We start from the raw sequence: 18,474 nt of genomic DNA on the forward strand, positions 1-18,474 counted from the left end.
TGAGGTCGCCTTGATCATCACTTGAACCAGCTTCCGCGGGAGATGCGAGATGACAGCAGCAACGACTTCACCAGTGATCGGCCTTGTCGGCCTCGGCGCGATGGGAATGGGCAGTGCGCGCGCCATGCTGGAAGCAGGCCTGGACGTGATCGGCTGTGATATCTCGCCCGCCGCCTGCCAGGCCTTCGAAGCGGCGGGTGGCCGCGCCGTTGCCTCGCCGCTGGAACTGGCGGCCGAGTGTCAGGTGGTGGTGCTGGTCGTGGTGAATGCCGATCAGGTCGAGCAGGTGCTGTTCGGGGCGCAGGGTGAGGGCGGTCTGGCCGAGCGACTCGCGCCGGGTAGCCTGGTGATCCAGTGCGCCACCGTGGCGCCGAGCTTCGCGCGTGATCTCGAAACCCGCCTGAACGGCATGCAGCTGGAGCTGCTCGACGCCCCGATCAGCGGCGGCGCCGTCAAGGCACGCAGTGGTGAGCTGTCCGTGATGTCCTCCGGCAGTGAAGCGGCTTACGTCAAGGCGGAACGCGTGCTGGCGGCGATGGCAGCCAATGTCTATCGGCTGGGCGACTACGCCGGCCCGGGCTCGAGCGTCAAGCTGGTCAACCAGCATCTCGCCGGCGTGCACATCGCGGCGGCGGCAGAAGCCATGGCGCTGGGCATGAGCATGGGGATCGACCCCGACACCCTGTATGACGTCATCACCCATTCCGCGGGCAATTCCTGGATGTTCGAGAATCGCGTGCCGCACATCCTCAAGGGCGATTACACGCCGCTGTCGGCCGTCGACATCTTCGTCAAGGACCTCAACATCGTGCACAGCACCGGGCGCGAGCTGAAGCTTGCCATGCCGGTGGCCGGCAGCGCCCTGCAGCAGTTCACCGCCGCCAGTGGTGCAGGCTTCGGGCGCGAGGATGACTCGGCCGTCATCAAGGTCTATCAGCGTCTCGGCAGCTTCAGCCTGCCGGCCGCGAATGATGAAGGAGCGCAGTGATGCCGATCGTACTGGGCGGAATCGCCGATGACTTCACCGGCGCGACGGATCTTGCCAACAACCTGGTACGTGCCGGCATGCGCACCGTGCAGGTGATCGGGGTACCCCAGGATGCGCTGCAGGAAGGGGCGGCGAACGGGCTGGATCTGACTGAGGTCGACGCCGTGGTGGTCGCGCTCAAGTCGCGCAGCTGCCCGGTGGATCAGGCGATCAGTGAATCCCTCGCGGCGCTTGAATGGCTGAAAGCCCAGGGCGCGCGCCAGCTGTTCTTCAAGTACTGCTCGACGTTCGATTCCACGCCCGAGGGCAACATCGGGCCGGTCGCGGATGCCTTGCTGGAGGCCTTGTCCGCCACGCAGACGGCCTTCGTGCCGGCCTTCCCGATCAACGGACGCAGTGTCTATCAGGGCCATCTGTTCGTCGGCGATCGCCTGCTCAATGACAGCGGCATGCAGCATCATCCTCTCAACCCGATGACCGATGCCGATATCGTGCGCGTGCTGTCACGCCAGACCCCGCATGGCGTGGGGTTGCTCGATCACGCCACTCTACGTCGCGGCGCGCAGGCGGCCCGTCAGCGTCTGGACGAGCTTGCCCATCAAGACGTGCGTCATGTGGTCTGTGACAGCCTCGATGAGCAGGACCTCGAGGTACTGGCCGAGGCGCTGGTCGATCACGCGCTGGTCACCGGTGGCTCTGGCCTCGCGCAGGCCTTGCCTGCCCAGTACCGCCGCAAGGACTGGCTTGAGCCGATCGATGATGCGGCGGTGCTGGCCCCGGCGCAGGGCGCCGCGATGGTGCTGTCCGGCAGTTGTTCTCGCATGACGCTCAAGCAGGTGGCGCACTTCACGCAGCAGCATGCTGCCTTCGCGCTGGACCCCGTCAAGCTCAACGCGGGCGATGCCCACTTCGAGGCGGCGCTGGGCTTCGCCCGTGAGCAACTGGCGGTGACGGAGCCCAAGCCATTTCTGATCTACGCCTCGGCCGAGCCGGAAGGCGTCAAGGCGGCGCAGGCGTCACTGGGCGTCAAGCAGGCCGGTGAGCTCATCGAGTGCGCCCTGGCCAGTCTGGCCAGCACCCTGGTTGCGGAAGGCGTCGGGCGTCTGCTGGTGGCGGGGGGAGAAACCTCCGGCGCGGTGGTCTCGGCGCTCGACATCCGTGAGCTGCGTATCGGCGGTCAGATCGACCCCGGTGTGCCCTGGACACAGGCACCGCACCCGGCCGCCGGCCCCTCGCAGCCGGAGGCGAGGCTCTCGCTGACACTCAAGTCCGGCAACTTCGGGGGTGAAGACTTCTTTACCCGGGCATTCGACGTGCTGGATGCCATGAATCCTCGCGAGGAGAACGCATGAGTCAGTCACAGCACGACATCAACGTGTTGCGTGAGCAGATCGCCACCTACGGCAAGTCACTGTTCGACCGCGGCCTGACCATGGGGTCCAGCGGCAACATCAGCCAGCGGCTGGACGATGGCGGCTGGTTGATGACGCCGACCAATGCCTGCCTGGGGCGCCTGGATCCGGCGCGCATCTCGCGCCTCGACGCCCAGGGCGTATTGATCGATGGCGATGCGCCGACCAAGGAGCACTTCCTGCATCGCGCCATGTATGACGAGCGCCCGCAGTCGGGTGCCATCGTCCACCTGCATTCGACCCACTCGGTGGCGGTGTCCTGCCTGCCGGACGTGAATCCCTGCGAGTGCATTCCTCCGCTGACGGCCTATTACGTGATGCGGGTCGGCAAGCTGCCGCTGGTGCCTTACTACATGCCGGGTGACCCCGCGCTTGGCGATGCCGTGCGTGGCCTGGCCGGCAAGCACTGCGCCGTGTTGCTGGCCAATCATGGCCCGGTAGTGGCCGGCAAGACCGTGGAAGCGGCGGTCTATGCCACGGAAGAGCTTGAGGAAACCGCCAAGCTGTTCCTGCTGCTGCAGGGCAAGAATCCACGTGGGATGACCCCGGAACAGGTGGCGGAACTCGAAGCCAGGTTCGGGCGCCCCTGAGTGATGACGTCTTCGTCTGTGAAATCCAAGGATCTGACATGACCCGATTGGCCGCCAATCTCAGCATGCTGTTCTCCGAGCATGACTTTCTCGATCGCTTCGCGGCTGCGGCCGAAAGCGGTTTTCGCGGGGTCGAATATCTCTTCCCCTATGCCTATTCCCCGGAAGAATTGCGCACAAGGCTCGATGAGCACCAGCTGTCGCAGGTGCTGTTCAATCTGCCGCCGGGCGACTGGGAGGCCGGTGAGCGTGGCCTGACCTGTCTGCCGGGGCGCGAGGAGGAGTTTCGGGCCTCGGTGGCCGAGGCGATTCGCTATGCCCAGGTGCTCGACTGTCCGCGCGTGCATGCCATGGCGGGCCTGGTACCGCAGGGCGCGGATGATGCCATGCGCGCGCGCTGCACCGAGACCTATATCAGCAACTTGCGTTACGCCGCCGCCGAGCTTGAGAAGGTCGGCAAGACACTGCTGATCGAACCGATCAACCCGCGCGATATGCCCGGCTTCTATCTGAGTGGCCAGGCGCAGGCACGCGAGATTCTCGCCCAGGTCGGCGCCGCCAACCTCAAGGTGCAGTTCGATCTCTATCACTGCCAGATCGTCGAGGGCGATCTGATCCGCAACCTGGAAGCGCAGTTCGCGCATATGGGCCATGTGCAGATAGCCGGCGTGCCCGACCGTCACGAGCCGGATGTGGGGGAAGTGCATTATCCGGCGCTGTTCGACCGGCTGGAGAGTCTGGGTTACGACGGCTGGATCGGCTGTGAATATCGTCCACGGGGTGAGACGCGCGCAGGCCTCGGCTGGGGTCGCGAGCATGGTCTGACGCCCTGAATCTGAATCAGAGGGCTCGCTCGGCGAAGACCAGAGTTTTGGCGAAGGTGACTGCGCCGGGCGAGCGTTCAAGGATCAGGAGTAAAAATTAGTGGTATGTATTTCAGACCAGAATATGCAGTAAAGATGAAAGAGTTGAGTGACTGACGCACTTTTAGTCGCATATACCTTCTTCTCATTGCTGATGAAGAGCGTGAGGCGCTATTTTCTCACCCCGTCTGGTCTGGTTTCTGTACCACTTGAGGGCTGCCGCTGAGTGATCTGCCCATGCGGCAAGCCTACCTACGCCAGAACACAAAAGTGGAGTCCACACGATGCACGTCATGATTACCGGCGCCGCCGGATTCCTCGGTCAGCGCCTGACCGAGGCCCTGATCGACAAGGGCAGCCTGAACGGCCAGCCATTGTCACGCCTGACCCTGCTGGACCAGATCGAGGCGCCACGTCCCGAGGCGGCGTCATGTCTGACAGTCGAACCGGCCACCTCGCTGGATATCGAGATCGTCGCCGGCGACATCGCCGATGCCGAGGTGCTTGATCGCTGCCTGGCCGGTGAGCCTGCGGTGATCTATCACCTGGCGGCAGTGGTCAGCTCCGCCGCGGAAGCGGATCTGGCACTGGGCATGCGCGTCAATTTCGATGCGACTCGATTGCTGCTGGAAGGCTGCGCGGCGCGGGGGCTGAACGGTACTCGGCTGGTGATGGCCAGCTCAGTCGCCGCCTACGGAGGCGATCTCCCCGAGACGCTGAACGACATGACTGCTCTGGTGCCGCAGAACTCCTACGGCACCCAGAAGGCGATGTCGGAGCTGCTGATCAATGACTACAGCCGTCGCGGGATGGTGGATGGCTGCGTGCTGCGTCTGCCGACCATCATCGTGCGTCCGGGGCGCCCCAACGCGGCGGCCTCGAGCTTCGCCTCCTCAATCCTGCGCCAACCGCTCAATGGCGAAACCGCCATCTGCCCGGTACCGACAGAGCTTGAGATGTTCGTGATGTCGCCGCGTCGCGTGGTCGCGGCCCTGATCAGGGGCGCGGAGGTGCCGAGCGCGGACTTTGGCCTCTCTCGCAGCTTCATGCTGCCGGGCATCACCGTCAGCGTCGCGTCAATGCTCGCGGCGCTCAAGGATATCGCCGGCGAGCAGGCGCTGGCACTCGTCAGGCATGAGCCTGACCCGCGTATCACCGCCATCGTCGGCAGCTGGCCGGCGCGCTTTGACACCCGCAAGGCGCGTTCGCTGGGCTTCGTCGGCGATGCCGACCTGCACGAGATTCTCAATGCGTATCGCGACGAGAGCGTCATCGCCTAGCCAGCGTCTGGCCATCTCATCTAGGACGAGCTCGCCAGACCCCTTTGCCAGACCTGCTCGTCACATCACTACGTCAATAACAACGATCGGCGTCATGCCAGCCGGCAGCGCCGACACCGCACACCTTGCGCCACACAATAACAAACTACAGGAGTAGCACCCCATGACAGACGCCGCCGTCGCGGGGCCACAGGTCATCATCGGCCTGGGCATCGCCATCTTCGTCATGATCTATCTGGTATTGAAAACCCGCGTGCATGCCTTGCTGGCCTTGATCATCGCCGCCTCACTGGCGGGGTTGATCGGTGGCATGCCGCCCAATGAGGTCATCAGTGCCATCACCACCGGTTTCGGCAAGACGCTTTCCACCATCGGCCTCGTGATCGGCTTCGGCGTGATGATGGGGCGTGTTCTGGAAGTGACCGGTGCCGGGCAGCGCATGGCCTACGCCATCCTCAATCTGCTGGGCAAGAACAAGGAAGAGGCCGCGATGGCGCTGACGGGCTACATCGTCTCCATCCCGATCTTCTGTGATTCGGCCTACGTCATCCTCAACCCGCTGGTGCGTTCACTGGCGCGCAACAGCGGACGTTCGGTGATCGGTCTGGGCATCGCGTTGGCGGCCGGCTTGATCATCACCCACTCGAGCGTGCCACCGACCCCGGGCCCGCTGGGCGTGGCCGGTATCTTCGGTGTCGACATCGGTCTGATGATCGGCTGGGGCCTGGTGATCACCGCGCCGGCGCTGATTGCACTGGTGATCTATGCCCGCCTGATGGGGCCGCGTATCGAGGCGATGCTGGAAGCCCAGCCGGGTGGTTTCGAAGGTAGCGTCAAGCATGACACCGACAGCATGATGCCTGAATCGGAGCTGCCGTCCCTGCTGATGTCCTGCATGCCGATCGGCCTGCCCATCGCGCTGATCTTCCTCAATACGCTGGTCAGTGCCGTGATGGGCGATACCAGCAACGCGCTCACCAGCACCATCGCCTTCGTCGGTAACCCGGTGATCGCCGTGGGCATCGGGGTGCTGGTCGCCATCTATGGTCTAATGCCGAAGACCCCCAAGCAGGAAGTGTTCGATCATCTGGAAAAGGGCGTCGAGACGGCGGGTATCATCCTGCTGGTCACCGGTGCCGGTGGTGCGCTGGGCTCGGTACTGCGTGCCAGTGGTGGCGGCGATTACATCGCCATGCAGGTGGCGGCACTGGGGCTTCAGCCGCTGTTGATTCCGTTCATCATCGCCACCCTGGTGCGCTTCATCCAGGGAAGTGGCACGGTGTCGATGATTACCGCGGCCTCGATCTCCGCACCGATCCTGATGGGCATGCCGGACGTCAACATGGTGCTGGCCGCGCAGGCCGCCTGTATCGGCGCGATGTTCTTCAGCTACTTCAATGACAGCTATTTCTGGGTCGTCAATCGCATGCTCGGCGTCAAGAGCACCAAGCATCAGATGCTGGTGCTGACCCTGCCGACGACGCTGGCCTGGGCCATTTCCATCATCACCCTGTTGCTGCTCAACGCCATCGTCGGTTGAGCCAGCCAGAGCAGTCTGTTTTATCAGGAGCGCCGGGCCTCATCGAGGCCCGGTTTTTTCGTTGGATTTTCGTTCATGAGCGAGGTATCAACACGGACATGCGGCGCTTGAGCATCTCCGTCAGCGTGGCTTTCAACATCTGCGCATGTAATAAAGAAAGCAGGGCGATCGAAGGGAAATCAGACATGCCTTCACGAATGGCAATATTGGAGCAACACCTGAGTGCCACGACTCCTGCGAGGCTGAGCTTTGCCCCTGAACTCGAGAGGGACTTTGAACAGTTCGAGCATCGTCGGCGCATGAGCCGTGCCGTAATGGGTTGCTGGAGCCTGATCATCTTTCAGCTGATGTTCGTGCTCTATGACACCGTCTATGCGCCGGTCGCGATGCCGGTGACAGAGAATCTCGCCGTGATGCTGCGCCTGTATGTCTGCATCGCGCTCGCGATTCTCGTGATGGTCCTCAAGAGCGAGATCTGCCGCCCCGTCGGGCGCGAGGCGCTGATGGTCGCCACCCTGTGGGGCGTGATCGGCCTGGCGGCGTGGCTGGCGGTGCGCGAGAACCACCTGCGCTGCTTCCTCGAACTCTATGCGCTGGGCGTGGTGCCACTGGTCGGTATCGTCCTGATGCAGCTGCGTTTCGTCTCGGCTCTGGTGCTGTCGGCAGGGGGGATGGCCATCGTGATCAGCGTGGCGCTGGGCGTAACGATGCCCTATGCCCATATGGACTTCGCGATCGTCTTCGTCTTCATGGCGTTCTGCCTGTTTTCGCTGATCGCCAGCTTCCGCATCGAGTTCTCGGCCCGTCATGCCTATCTGATGACCTCCATCGATCAACTGCGCCTGCAGGATGTGGAGTCACGCAATGCCGAGCTGCAGGAAATGGCCTGTCTCGACCCGCTGACCCAGCTCTACAATCGCCGTCATCTGATCGAGGTGCTCAAGCAGCACCATGGCGATGCTCAGCAGGCAAAGAGCGGCGTGTCAGCGTCTCATCCGGCGCCACCATTGCCGTGCCTGGCGCTGATGATGATGGATGTCGATCACTTCAAGGCCTTCAATGATCACTACGGGCATGTCGCGGGCGACAACTGCCTGTATCAGATCGCCCAGGCCTTGCAGGAAACACTGGACAGGGAAAAAGGCGCTGGCATCGCCGGTGCTTACGAGGGGAAAGAGGCTGCCTTGGCCAGCGTCGTCCGCTTCGGTGGCGAGGAGTTTACCGCCCTGGTGGCCGTGCGGGATCTCGAGCATGCGCGCAGTCTGGCCGAGGCAATGCGCTATGCCGTCAAGTCGCTCAAGCTGCCTCACCGCGAGTCGGAACTCGGCGTCGTCACCCTGAGTGTGGGGCTTTGCGTCATCCCCTTGTCGCGCCTGCTCGAGGGCGAGGGAATGGAGGATGAGATGACGCGTGACATGGCGGTCGAGACGCTCCTCAGCCGCTGGGTCGATCAGGCCGACAAGGGGCTCTATCGTGCCAAGCGCCATGGCCGCAACCGTACCTGCGTGCAACGTGGCAACGGCCATGGCAAGGCGCGCGCCCAGGCCAGTGATGACCTGCGTGATGGCCTTGACGATGAGCGGCAGGCTGCGCAGCAGGGTGAGCGGCAGTATGCGCAGCACGATGAACAGAAGGCTGAGTTGCCTGATCACAGGCCGCCGATGGGCGGAGCGGGCCTGTCATGAGAAGTCAAAAGCGACTCCCCGGCGGCCGCGAGGCGACGATGCCGGCGGCGGTGGCTGCCGAGCGCGGTGTCGTCGAGGGGCTGATCGACGGTCGCGGCACGACACGCTGGCGGCTCATGTTCCCCGACGCCCTCGAGACCCGGTATGTGGAAGAGACGCGCGTCTCGCGCACGCGTGGCTTGCTGTATTCCGGCATCTTCGCCTTCGTGATGTATGCCACCTTCCTGATCAGTGACACCATCCATCGCAGTGAGGACCTGGCACTGGCCGCCATGCTGCGGCTGGGCTGTGTCTGCGTGGTGGCCATGCTGGTGCTGCCGCTGGTGCAGCGCGCGCCTTCCATGCGGCTCAAGGAATGGCTTATGACCGCGCTGGTGATCAACACCATGCTGGTCAGCGCCATCCTGTTGCAGCTGTCGCGCACCGAGCTTTCGCATGTCGATACGCTGTTGTTCGGCTTCTTTCCCATGGTTGGCAACATTCTCTTTCGGCTGCGCTTCCCCCAGGCACTGACGGCGTCGCTGACCTGCACGCTCATCATGGCCGGGGTGATCGCGTTGGAACCTGCCGGTCAGGAGGGACTGGAGCTGCTGGCGATGCTGATCTTCGTCAGTACCACGGGGCTCTCGCTATTGGCCAACCATCAGCTCGAGCACAATCAGCGTCAGGTGTGGTTGCTGCGCCAGCGTGAGCGGCTGTTGCTGGAGGAGAAGCGCGCTGCCGGTCAACGTCTTACCCGTGAGGCCAACTGCGATGCGCTGACGGGCGTCTACAACCGGCGCCATCTGGAGCGGGATCTGGCCCAGCGCTGGGCGGAACTGACCCGTGAGGACGGGCTGGCGATCCTGATGGTGGATGTCGATCACTTCAAGACCTACAACGACCATCATGGCCATGTAGAAGGGGATCACTGCCTGCAGCAGGTTGCCGAGGCGCTCCAGGCTGCCATCGGCCCGCAACCGGGCATGGTGGTGCGCTATGGTGGCGAGGAATTCCTGATCCTGCTGGAGTCTGTGACCGAGCGGCAATTGCGGGCCTGCGCCGAACGCATCCGCCGCAAGGTGCGTGCGCTCAAGCTGATCCACCCCGATAGCTCCGTGGCGAAAGTACTGACCGTCAGCGTCGGTGCGGTGAGCTACAAGGCCGAGCAGCACACCAATCTGACCGATCTGGTGCGTGCGGCGGACGCAGCGCTCTATGACGCCAAGCATCAGGGGCGCGACTGCTGCGTCGTACGGTGAGTTTCTGGCGTGAAAGGGCAGAGCCACAAGGAAAAGGGCACAAAGAAGAGCGAAGTGAGACAGGAGAGGTAAGTAGAGAAGAGAGAGAAGAAAAGGAAAGAAGGAGACAGCAAGGTGCGTTCTCGAAAGGGGGCGCGCCTTGTCTTTATGCAGCCATCAGGGCGCACATTCCTGGCTGGTTCAAGGTGCGCTGCAGGACAGAAATCAAGATAAATCGCGTCCGACGGCCGCTGGCATTGGTCGTATTCGAGGCTCGACGTGTGGTTATCTTGATGTACGTCAATAAAGGCGGATGTGCGGCGAAATATAGATGGCAAGCCTGAGCATGCCGAGTGGAAAATACGTGGATGCTGTCACGCAATATGGCGGGCCTGATCGATCACCACCATGGCGATTGATCGGTTGGCTGGGCCTGCGGCAAAGCGTCATCGTGCACGATAGCCTGGTGTTTTCTATGCTCTTTGGGTCAGCTGGTAGAAAGATGACTGCCATGATCGATGGAGTTTGGTGGTATGCCTTGTCGTCACGGGCCTGACCGTGATATCGCTGCGACTGTGCGTCCCACAACGGGATGAACAGAGTGCAACCCCTGGAGTCCTGAGGAGTCGCCCATGGAACTGGATCCCGTGATCCTGTCACGCATACAGTTCGGATTTGTCGTGTCATTTCATGCCGTCTTTCCGGTGTTTACCATCGGTCTGGCATCCTATGTGGCCTTGTTGCATGGCCTTTTCTACAAGACAGGCAATGCCGCCTGGGAACGTCTTGCGGCGTTCTGGGTAAAGGTATTCGCCGTGGTCTTCGCGATGGGCGTGGTCTCCGGCATCGTGATGGCCTTCCAGTTCGGCACCAACTGGAGCAACTTCAGTTATGCCACCTCCAACTTCATCGGCCCGATGCTCAGCTATGAGGTGGTGACTGCCTTCTTCCTCGAAGCCGGCTTCCTCGGCGTGCTGTTGTTCGGGCGTGGCAAGGTGCCGGAAGGCGTCCACCTGTTCGCGGCACTGATGGTGTCATTGGGGACCTTCATCTCCTCCTTCTGGATTCTGTCCTCCAACAGCTGGATGCAGACACCGGCGGGCGTCGACTTCATTGATGGTCACTTCTTCGTGAATGACTGGAGCGCGGCCATCTTCAATGCCTCCTTCCCGTATCGCTTCACGCATATGGCGATCGCCTCGTTCTTGACCGGCGGCTTCGTGGTGGCCGGGGTGAGCGCCTGGTATCTGCTGATCGGACGTGATGTCGAGGCCAACAAGCGCGCGCTGTCCATGTGCATGTGGCTGCTGCTGGTGCTGGCGCCGGCGCAGGCGGTGGTGGGTGACATGCACGGCATCAACACGCTGGAGCATCAGCCGACCAAGGTCGCGGCGATGGAAGGCAACTGGGAAACCCAGTCGGGCGCGCCCTTGCTGCTGTTCGCCTGGCCGGACAAGGAGGCCCAGATGAACCACTTCGAGATCGCGATCCCGAAGCTGGCCAGCCTGATCCTGACCCATGACCCCGATGGCGTGGTGCCGGGCCTCAAGGAGGTCGAGCCCGACATGCAGCCGCCGGTGTGGTTCGTGTTCTGGTCGTTCCGCGTGATGGTGGCGGTGGGGCTGGTGATGATCGCGGTGGCGTTCATCGGCCTGTTCCTGCGTCGCGATGGCAAGCTCTACCGCTCGCGCCCCTTCCTGCAGACGCTGCGTCTGATGTCGATCGCGCCATTCTTCGCAGTGCTGGCCGGGTGGTTCGTCACCGAGGCCGGACGCTCTCCGTGGCTGGTCTACGAGATGATGACCCAGCAGGAGGCCGTCACGCCGTCACTGACCGGCTGGATGGTGCTTGCCACGCTGATCGGCTACTTCCTGGTCTATCTGGTGGTCTTCGTGACCGGCAGCTACTACCTGACGCGCGTCATCCGTGGCGGCATGCAGCCTGAGCTGCCGCATGACGATGTCGAAACCGCGATGCGCCCGCTGTCCGCCGCGCACGAGAGTCTCGATGATGATGCCAGCCGTACGGTAAGGAGTTGAGCACATGGAACTGATCAATCTGACCATGATCTGGGCGCTGATCATCGGCTTCGGCATCATGATGTACATCCTGATGGATGGCTTCGATCTCGGGGTCGGCATCCTCTATCCCTTCGCCCCGGATGAACACGCCCGCGACGTGATGATGAATTCGGTCGCGCCCGTCTGGGACGGCAATGAAACCTGGCTGGTGCTGGGCGGGGCCGGCTTGCTGGCGGCGTTTCCGGCGGTGTACTCCATTCTGCTGCCGGCGCTGTATCTGGGGGTCTTCCTGATGCTGGCCGGGCTGATCTTCCGCGGGATTGCCTTCGAGTTCCGCTTCAAGTCCACGCGCAATCGGCATTGGTGGAACGTCGCCTTCAGTGGCGGTTCCTACGTGGCGACCTTCTGTCAGGGCGTGGTGGTCGGGGCCTATATCCAGGGCTTTGCCACCGAAGGTCATATCTATGTCGGCGGCGCCTTTGACTGGCTGACCCCCTTCACGGTGATCACCGGGCTCGCGCTGGTGGCGGGCTACGCTCTGCTGGGGGCCACCTGGACCATTCTGAAGAGTGAGGGCGAGGTCCAGGCCTGGGCCTATCGCATCACGCCCAAGCTGCTGATTGCCGTGCTGGTCGGCTTCGGGGTCATCAGCCTCTACACCCCATTCGTCGATGAGTACGTGCGCGAGCGCTGGTTCAATCATATCGGCATGTTCTGGGTCTTCCCGGTGCTGGCACTGTGCTGCGCGGCCTTCATCTGGCGTGCCGTCAGCAAGCGTCTGGAAGGCCAGCCGTTCGTCGCGACTCTGGGGCTGTTCCTGTTCACCTATCTGGGGCTGATCTTCAGCAAGTGGCCGTATCTGGTGCCGCCGGACATCACCATCTGGGATGCGGCGTCAGACCCGGGCGCGCAGCTGTTCCTGCTGATCGGCGTACTGTTCGTGATTCCCATCGTGCTGGGCTATACCGCCTGGAGCTACTGGGTCTTCCGCGGCAAGGTGCAGGACGGTGGCTATCACTGATCTCACGCAGGGGGCAGCGCAGGGGGCAGCGCAGGAGGCCCCGGCCAGCGCTGCTGGCAATGACACGGCGCGCGCCAGCGTCAGCGATGCCAGTGTCACTGGCAAGGAGCGCGACAAGGCCAGACGCAAGGCTGCCGGCAAGTGGCTTACCCAACAGGCGACGCGCGAGCGTCGCCTGTTGGGTATGGCGGCGCTGTGCGGCGCATTGGCGGGGCTGGCAACGGTTGCGCAACTGGTACTGCTGGCCTGGCTGGTCACTCAGGTGATCGAGCAGCCCGAGGCCTTGGCTCGCCTGTGGTGGCCGTTTGGCGGCCTGGTGGCGCTGCTGGCAGTGCGCGCCATGCTGAGTGCCGCGCAGGAGCTCTGTGCCCAGAAGGCCAGCCAGCGCCTGCGCCAGCGGGTGCGTCGAGAGGTGCTGGATCACCTGCAGGCATTGGGCCCGGTGCGCGCGGCGCAGTTTCATGGCGCCGATGTGGCCCAGCGCTGGGTCGAGCAGGTCGAGGCGCTGGAAGGCTACTTCGCGCGTTTCTACGTGCAGCTGCGCCTGGTGCTGATCAGCCCGCTAGTGATTCTGGCCATCGTGGTCAGTCAGGACTGGCTGGCGGCGATTCTGCTCGCGCTGACCGCGCCGCTGATTCCGCTGTTCATGGCGCTGGTCGGCATGGGGGCCGAGTCGCTCAATCGCGAGCAGTTCGTCGCGGTCGCGCGCCTGTCGCGCCACTTCGTCGATCGCGTACGCGGGATCACCACGCTGCGCCTGTTCGGCTTGGGCGAGCAGGCCACGCGCGAGGTCACGCTGGTCGCCGATGATTATCGCCGCCGTAGTCTGCGCACGCTGCGCCTCGCTTTCCTCTCATCAGCGGTACTGGAGTTCTTCTCGTCGGTGTCGATCGCGGTGGTCGCGATCTATATCGGCTTCGGCCTGCTGGGCGACATTCCCTTCGGGCCCGCCCAGTCGCTGACCCTGTTCAGCGGGCTGTTGATCCTGCTGCTGGCACCGGAGTTTTTCCAGCCGCTGCGCACTCTGTCTCAGCACTATCATGATCGCGCCTCGGCATTGGCCGCCGCGGACTTGCTGCTGGAACTGCTCGACACGCCCATCGCGTCGGCGCGTCAGGCCTACACGATGGCGTCGGCCAGTATGTCGCTGCCTGGCGATGTGATGTTGCAGCTGGAGGCCGTCACGCTGACGCATCCCGGACGGGGCAGGGTGCTTGGCCCGCTGGATCTCACCTTGAAGACCCACGAGGTGCTGGTGATCAGCGGCCCGTCCGGGGCCGGCAAGTCATCGCTGTTGCAACTGATGGCGGGATTCGTGGCACCCGATGAAGGCCGCTGTCGTCGCCATGCGGCCACACGCCTTGCCTGGATGGATCAACGGCCGCTGCTGATGCAGGGCAGTCTGGCCGACAACCTGCGCATCACCGCGCCAGACGCCAGTGACGATGACATCGCGCAGGCGCTGACGCGTGCCGGCCTTACCGAGGTGCTGGCCGCCTTGCCGCAGGGCATCGACAGCCCGTTGGGCGAAGGCGGGCGTGGGCTGTCCGGCGGCCAGGCTCAGCGTCTGGCGCTGGCGCGGGTCTTCTTGAGCGATGCGCCGCTGGTGTTGCTCGACGAGCCGACCGCCAGTCTGGACGCCGAGACCGAACAGCGCCTGATCGCCGGCTTCCAGGCGTTGGCCGAAGAAGGCCGTACGCTTGTCATCGCCACCCACCATCCGGCCTTGAGGGCCATGGCGACGCGTCAGCTGTGCCTGACCCGCGATGGGGTCGTTGGCACCATTGGAGAGACACAGGATGCTGGGGAGGGCACATCATGATCGAACCCGCTCGCACTCTCGGCCCTGGCTCCACTCCCTCGACGCGCGAGGCACTGGCCACGCTGGCGCCCTGGTGGCGGGTGCATGAGCGCTACCGTCGTCGCTTGCTGCTGGGCGTGGTGCTGATGACAATGACCGCGCTGTCGGCACTCGGGCTGCTGGCGGTCTCGGGGTGGTTCATCACGGCGTCGGCCCTGACGGGGGCGGCACTGGCTGCCGGTGCTGTCGCCGTGCTGGATGTCTACACGCCGGGCAGCGCGATTCGCCTATTTGCCGTCTCGCGCACCGTCTCACGCTATCTGGAGCGTCTCTACAATCACGACACCATTCTGCGACTGCTGGCCAGCCTGCGCGGCAGCGCCTTCGCCTCGCTGGTCAGCATGGACCCCGCGCGGCTGGCAGCCCGGCGTTCCAGTGACTGGCTCAATCGTCTGACCGCGGATATCGACACCCTCGATGCGCTCTATCTGCGTCTGGCGGCGCCTCCGGTGATGGCCTTGCTGCTGATCGTGGCGCTGCTGGGCATCACGCTGGTGTGGCTGCCGGGCGCGACACTGTGGCTGGCGCTCTTGCTGTTGACTGGCTGGGCGTGGCTGACTCTCGGGCAGGCACGCTGGGGGCTGGTGGCCAGCCGCCGGCGCGTGACCACTCTGGAGACATTGCGCTCCAGCCTGATGGAGGCGCTGCGCGGGCATGCCGAACTCGAGGCCTACGCGGCGCTTGGCCATGTGCGTGAGCAGCTGGAGGCGGTGGAGGCGCGTCTGCTGGCGGACCAATGGCGGCTGGCGGTCATCAGTGCCGTCGGCAATGCGCTGGCCGTGCTGGTGATCGGACTCGCCTGGTTGCTGTTGCTGGCGATGGGCATGCTCGCCCTGCGCGATGGCCAGCTCAGCGGCCCGATGATGGTGATGCTGCCGCTTGCGGCGATGGCGCTGGGCGAGGGGCTGGCGGGGCTACCGGCGGCCTTCAGTCAGGCCGGGGCGACGCTTGGCGCTGCGGAGCGCCTCAACGATATCGAGCACGCCGCGGGTGTCGTGCATGGCGATGCTCGCCTGTCAGCAGGACCGATCAGCGTGACGCTGGAGCAGGTCAGCTACCGCTACCCGGGCGCCTTGTTCGAGGCATTTTCAAACGTCTCGCTCACTGTCGAAGCCGGTAAGCAGGTCGCGATCTGTGGCGCCTCCGGCGCTGGCAAGTCGACGCTGGCGGCGCTGCTGACCGGGCAGACCAGCCTGGCCTCCCGCGGCCTGCAGAGCAGACACAATGAACAGCAGGGCGGGGGCACTGAACTGCAGGGCGGGGGCACTGAAGAGAAGCGAGGTGAAGAGCAGAGCGGGCGAGTGTTGCTCAATGGCCAGGAGGTGCGTCACTACGCGCCTCTGGCGATTGCCGATGGCGTCGGCTGTCTCACCCAGCAGGTCGATCTGTTCGATGCCAGTCTGGCTGACAACCTGCGACTGGGGGCCGCCGACGCCGATGATGCCGCGCTATGGCGGGTGCTGAACGCGGTGGATCTCGCCGACTGGGTCGCGAGTCTGCCTCAGGGGCTGGCGACGCGTGTCGGTGAGGGCGGTCGTCAAGTGTCGGGTGGCCAGGCACGGCGCATCAGTCTGGCGCGCCTGGCGCTGACCAACCCCGGCCTCGTGCTGCTGGATGAGCCCTTCTCGGGGCTGGATGCCACGACAGCGCAACGCGTCGCGCAGGGTCTCGCTGATTGGCTGGCGGGCAGAACGGTGATCTATCTGCTGCATGAGCATGATCTAGCGGCACCAGGTCCCGGCACCGAGGCCGTGACCCGCGTCTGCTGGCTGGATCGCTGAGCATCCATCGGGATCAAATCATGGCAGGGTAGAAATGCGAAAAAGCCTCCCGGGCAGGGTGCCCGGGAGGCTTTCTTGTCACTGGACCCGTCGATCAGGCTCAGTCAGCTGGGCTCAGTCAATCAGTCCCAGTCGGGGGCGATATCCGGGTTGGCGATACGCTCGCCGCGGTCCAGCTCGGCGATCTTGGCCATGTCCTCGCCGGTCAGTGTCAGCGAGAAGGCCTCGAAGTTGCTGCGGATGTTCTTCGGCTTGGTGGAGGACGGGAAGGTTACGATGTCCTGCATCTTCAGCCACGCCAGAGCGATCTGCGCCGGGCTGACACCATGGCGGTCCGCGATGATCTTGAGCGTCTCGTCATCCATCACCTTGCCGACGGCCAGCGGCATGAAGGCGCTGACCTCGAGCCCCAGCTCCTGACACTTGTCGAGTACCTTGCGGTTCTGCAGGAAGGGATGCACCTCGACCTGATTGGTCAGCAGCTCATCACGCCCCAGAATGCCGACGGCGCGTTCCATCTGCTCGCAGGTGAAGTTGGAGATGCCGATATGGCGTGTCTTCTCCTCGGCCTTCATCTTGGCGAGCGCCGGCAGGTAGTCCTCCATTGCGACTTCGTCATTGGGTGACGGCCAGTGGATCAACAGCAGGTCGACGTAGTCCATCTGGAGCTTTTCGAGGCTTTCCTCGACGCTCTTCTCAAGATCACCGGGCTGGAGGCGGTCGTACCAGATCTTGGTGGTGACGAACAGCTCGCTGCGCGGGATGCCGCTGTCGGCGAGCACCTGTCCCACTTCGGCTTCGTTGCCGTAGAACTGGGCGGTATCGAAATGACGATAACCGGCGTCCAGCGCCGCCTTCATGCTCTCACGCAGGGTATCGCCTTCCAGACGGAAGGTGCCAAAGCCGGGATTCGGTAGGGTAGTCGACATGCGGTAACTCCTGTTGACGTTCCGCCGGGTGCGGCGGGGACGTTTCCATGTGTTGTGTCGTGTTTACTGGGGCTGTGAAACTGGCGCGACAATGGCGTGCCTACGCATCAGTCATGTGCCGGTTGCGCAACAATCCTGCGCCGCCCGCCATGCGCCTCATTCGTTGGCCGTGATCACGAATTTCAGGGCGCGACGCTCACCACTCTTCAGTTCGGTGAGGCAGGCCGGCAACGCCGTGAACGGCTCGATGCAGGGCGCCGGCTGGTTCATGGAGCCATCGGCGATCGCTTCGAGCAGACCTTCCCCCGCCTCGACCAGACGTGCCCAGTCCTCGTCGTCACCCGCCCAGTGCAGCGCACCCAGCGCGACTTCGTGCTGCGAGATGGCGCGATCGAAGGCCGGCGCGGCCGCCTGCTCCAGACGGTCCTGAATGCAGACGATGTGGCCATTGGCCCCCAGATGGCGGGTCATCTTCTGGGCGTGATCGCCATTGACAGTATCGATCACGGCGAAGACCGGCGCGTCCAGCTGCTCGGCGTCCGCAAGCGTCTCGTCGGCGCCCAGCGCCTTGAGGTCCGCGTGGCGCTTCTCGGAGGCAACACCAATGACGTGGAAGTTGCGCTGTCTGGCCAGCTGGATCAACCAGCGGCCCACGCTGCCGGAGGCGCCGGTGATCAGCAGGCGTCGGCCGGCCTTGATGGGCAGCTTGTCGATGGCAAGCCAGGCGGTCAGTGCCGGACACGGGAAGGCGGCGGCGTCATTGAAGCCCAGGGTGACGGGCAGACGCATCACGGCGCGCGCCGGCACACGCAGGCGTTTGCTGAAGGTGCCCGGCCCCGCCAGGGTGGTGTGGACCGCGATGCGATCGCCCGGCGATACGTGGCGGACATTGGCACCGCAGGCGATCACCTCGCCGGAGGCATCGACGCCGGGAATCTGGCCGGCTTGCCACAGCTCGCTGTCCATCGCCATGAACTTCCAGTCGACGGGATTGAGGCCGATGGCACGCGTGGCGACCAGTACCTCGTCGTCTCCCGGCGCGCCGATGTCCACCTCTGACTGCTCGAGCGCCTCAGGCTCGCCCGGGCCTTGCCATACCCAGGCGGGTGCCCGAGTGGCGCTGTGACTGATGTCTTGTGTGGTGGTCTCTGTGGAATCTGACATGGGATCTCCTTGCAGCGTGAACGATGAATCCTTTCCGCCATGGCGGGGGCAGGCCGCGCGACCCGCCCGGCTTGCCAGTGCGCTCAGTCAGCCGGGCAGATCAGTGCAACCCTTGCGCC

General features: G+C 64.0%; 14 protein-coding genes. 12 read left to right on the forward strand and 2 right to left on the reverse strand.

Going from position 1 to position 18,474, the window contains the following annotated elements:
- The first annotated feature begins 49 nt into the window (after nucleotides 1–49).
- The 12 genes from ltnD to QD280_RS06965 all read left to right on the forward strand — a co-directional run bounded on the left by ltnD (nucleotide 50) and on the right by QD280_RS06965 (nucleotide 16,262).
- Nucleotides 50–988 (forward strand): L-threonate dehydrogenase, encoded by a 939-nt coding sequence (gene ltnD / locus QD280_RS06910; protein ID WP_279838752.1) that lies wholly within the window; start codon nucleotides 50–52, stop codon nucleotides 986–988.
- The gene (gene otnK / locus QD280_RS06915; RefSeq protein WP_279838753.1) at nucleotides 988–2,340 is read left to right on the forward strand and encodes a 3-oxo-tetronate kinase; all 1,353 of its coding nucleotides are present in this window, start codon (nucleotides 988–990) and stop codon (nucleotides 2,338–2,340) included. Before ltnD ends, otnK begins: the two co-directional genes overlap by 1 nt.
- Nucleotides 2,337–2,990, forward strand: a complete 654-nt coding sequence (gene otnC / locus QD280_RS06920; protein ID WP_279838754.1) for a 3-oxo-tetronate 4-phosphate decarboxylase — start codon at nucleotides 2,337–2,339, stop codon at nucleotides 2,988–2,990. The genes otnK and otnC overlap by 4 nt, the downstream gene beginning before the upstream one ends.
- Before the next feature lie 38 nt (nucleotides 2,991–3,028).
- Nucleotides 3,029–3,823 carry a 2-oxo-tetronate isomerase gene (gene otnI / locus QD280_RS06925; protein ID WP_279838755.1) on the forward strand — a complete coding sequence of 265 codons (795 nt, stop codon included), beginning with the start codon at nucleotides 3,029–3,031 and terminating at the stop codon, nucleotides 3,821–3,823.
- A gap of 314 nt (nucleotides 3,824–4,137) precedes the next feature.
- A complete protein-coding gene (gene denD, locus QD280_RS06930) occupies nucleotides 4,138–5,133 on the forward strand; it encodes a D-erythronate dehydrogenase (protein ID WP_279838756.1) in 996 nt (331 codons plus the stop codon).
- A gap of 163 nt (nucleotides 5,134–5,296) precedes the next feature.
- On the forward strand, nucleotides 5,297–6,673 hold the full coding sequence (locus tag QD280_RS06935) for a gluconate:H+ symporter (protein ID WP_054557183.1): 1,377 nt from the start codon (nucleotides 5,297–5,299) through the stop codon (nucleotides 6,671–6,673).
- A 299-nt stretch (nucleotides 6,674–6,972) separates the two neighbouring features.
- Entirely contained in the window at nucleotides 6,973–8,358 is a 1,386-nt protein-coding gene (locus QD280_RS06940) for a GGDEF domain-containing protein (protein WP_279838757.1), read from the forward strand.
- Nucleotides 8,355–9,599 (forward strand): GGDEF domain-containing protein, encoded by a 1,245-nt coding sequence (locus QD280_RS06945; RefSeq protein WP_279838758.1) that lies wholly within the window; start codon nucleotides 8,355–8,357, stop codon nucleotides 9,597–9,599. Before QD280_RS06940 ends, QD280_RS06945 begins: the two co-directional genes overlap by 4 nt.
- 611 nt (nucleotides 9,600–10,210) lie before the next feature.
- Nucleotides 10,211–11,617, forward strand: coding sequence for a cytochrome ubiquinol oxidase subunit I (locus QD280_RS06950; RefSeq protein WP_054557186.1), 1,407 nt, complete (start codon nucleotides 10,211–10,213; stop codon nucleotides 11,615–11,617).
- 4 nt (nucleotides 11,618–11,621) lie between these two features.
- On the forward strand, nucleotides 11,622–12,620 hold the full coding sequence (gene cydB / locus QD280_RS06955; RefSeq protein WP_054557187.1) for a cytochrome d ubiquinol oxidase subunit II: 999 nt from the start codon (nucleotides 11,622–11,624) through the stop codon (nucleotides 12,618–12,620).
- Complete coding sequence (cydD, locus tag QD280_RS06960) at nucleotides 12,607–14,442, forward strand: thiol reductant ABC exporter subunit CydD (protein WP_279838759.1); 1,836 nt, start codon at nucleotides 12,607–12,609, stop codon at nucleotides 14,440–14,442. The genes cydB and cydD overlap by 14 nt, the downstream gene beginning before the upstream one ends.
- Entirely contained in the window at nucleotides 14,439–16,262 is a 1,824-nt protein-coding gene (locus QD280_RS06965) for an ATP-binding cassette domain-containing protein (RefSeq protein ID WP_279838760.1), read from the forward strand. The genes cydD and QD280_RS06965 overlap by 4 nt, the downstream gene beginning before the upstream one ends.
- A gap of 122 nt (nucleotides 16,263–16,384) precedes the next feature.
- Here the strand turns inward: QD280_RS06965 and dkgB are convergent, their stop codons facing one another.
- Entirely contained in the window at nucleotides 16,385–17,191 is an 807-nt protein-coding gene (dkgB, locus tag QD280_RS06970) for a 2,5-didehydrogluconate reductase DkgB (protein WP_153635971.1), read from the reverse strand.
- Nucleotides 17,192–17,347: 156 nt separating this feature from the next.
- Nucleotides 17,348–18,355: an alcohol dehydrogenase catalytic domain-containing protein gene (locus tag QD280_RS06975; protein ID WP_279838761.1), complete on the reverse strand. Its 1,008-nt coding sequence runs from the start codon at nucleotides 18,353–18,355 to the stop codon at nucleotides 17,348–17,350.
- Nucleotides 18,356–18,474 lie beyond the last annotated feature (119 nt).

Origin of the sequence: Cobetia sp. 1AS1, from assembly GCF_029846435.1 — a bacterium.
GTDB classification, from domain to species: domain Bacteria; phylum Pseudomonadota; class Gammaproteobacteria; order Pseudomonadales; family Halomonadaceae; genus Cobetia; species Cobetia amphilecti.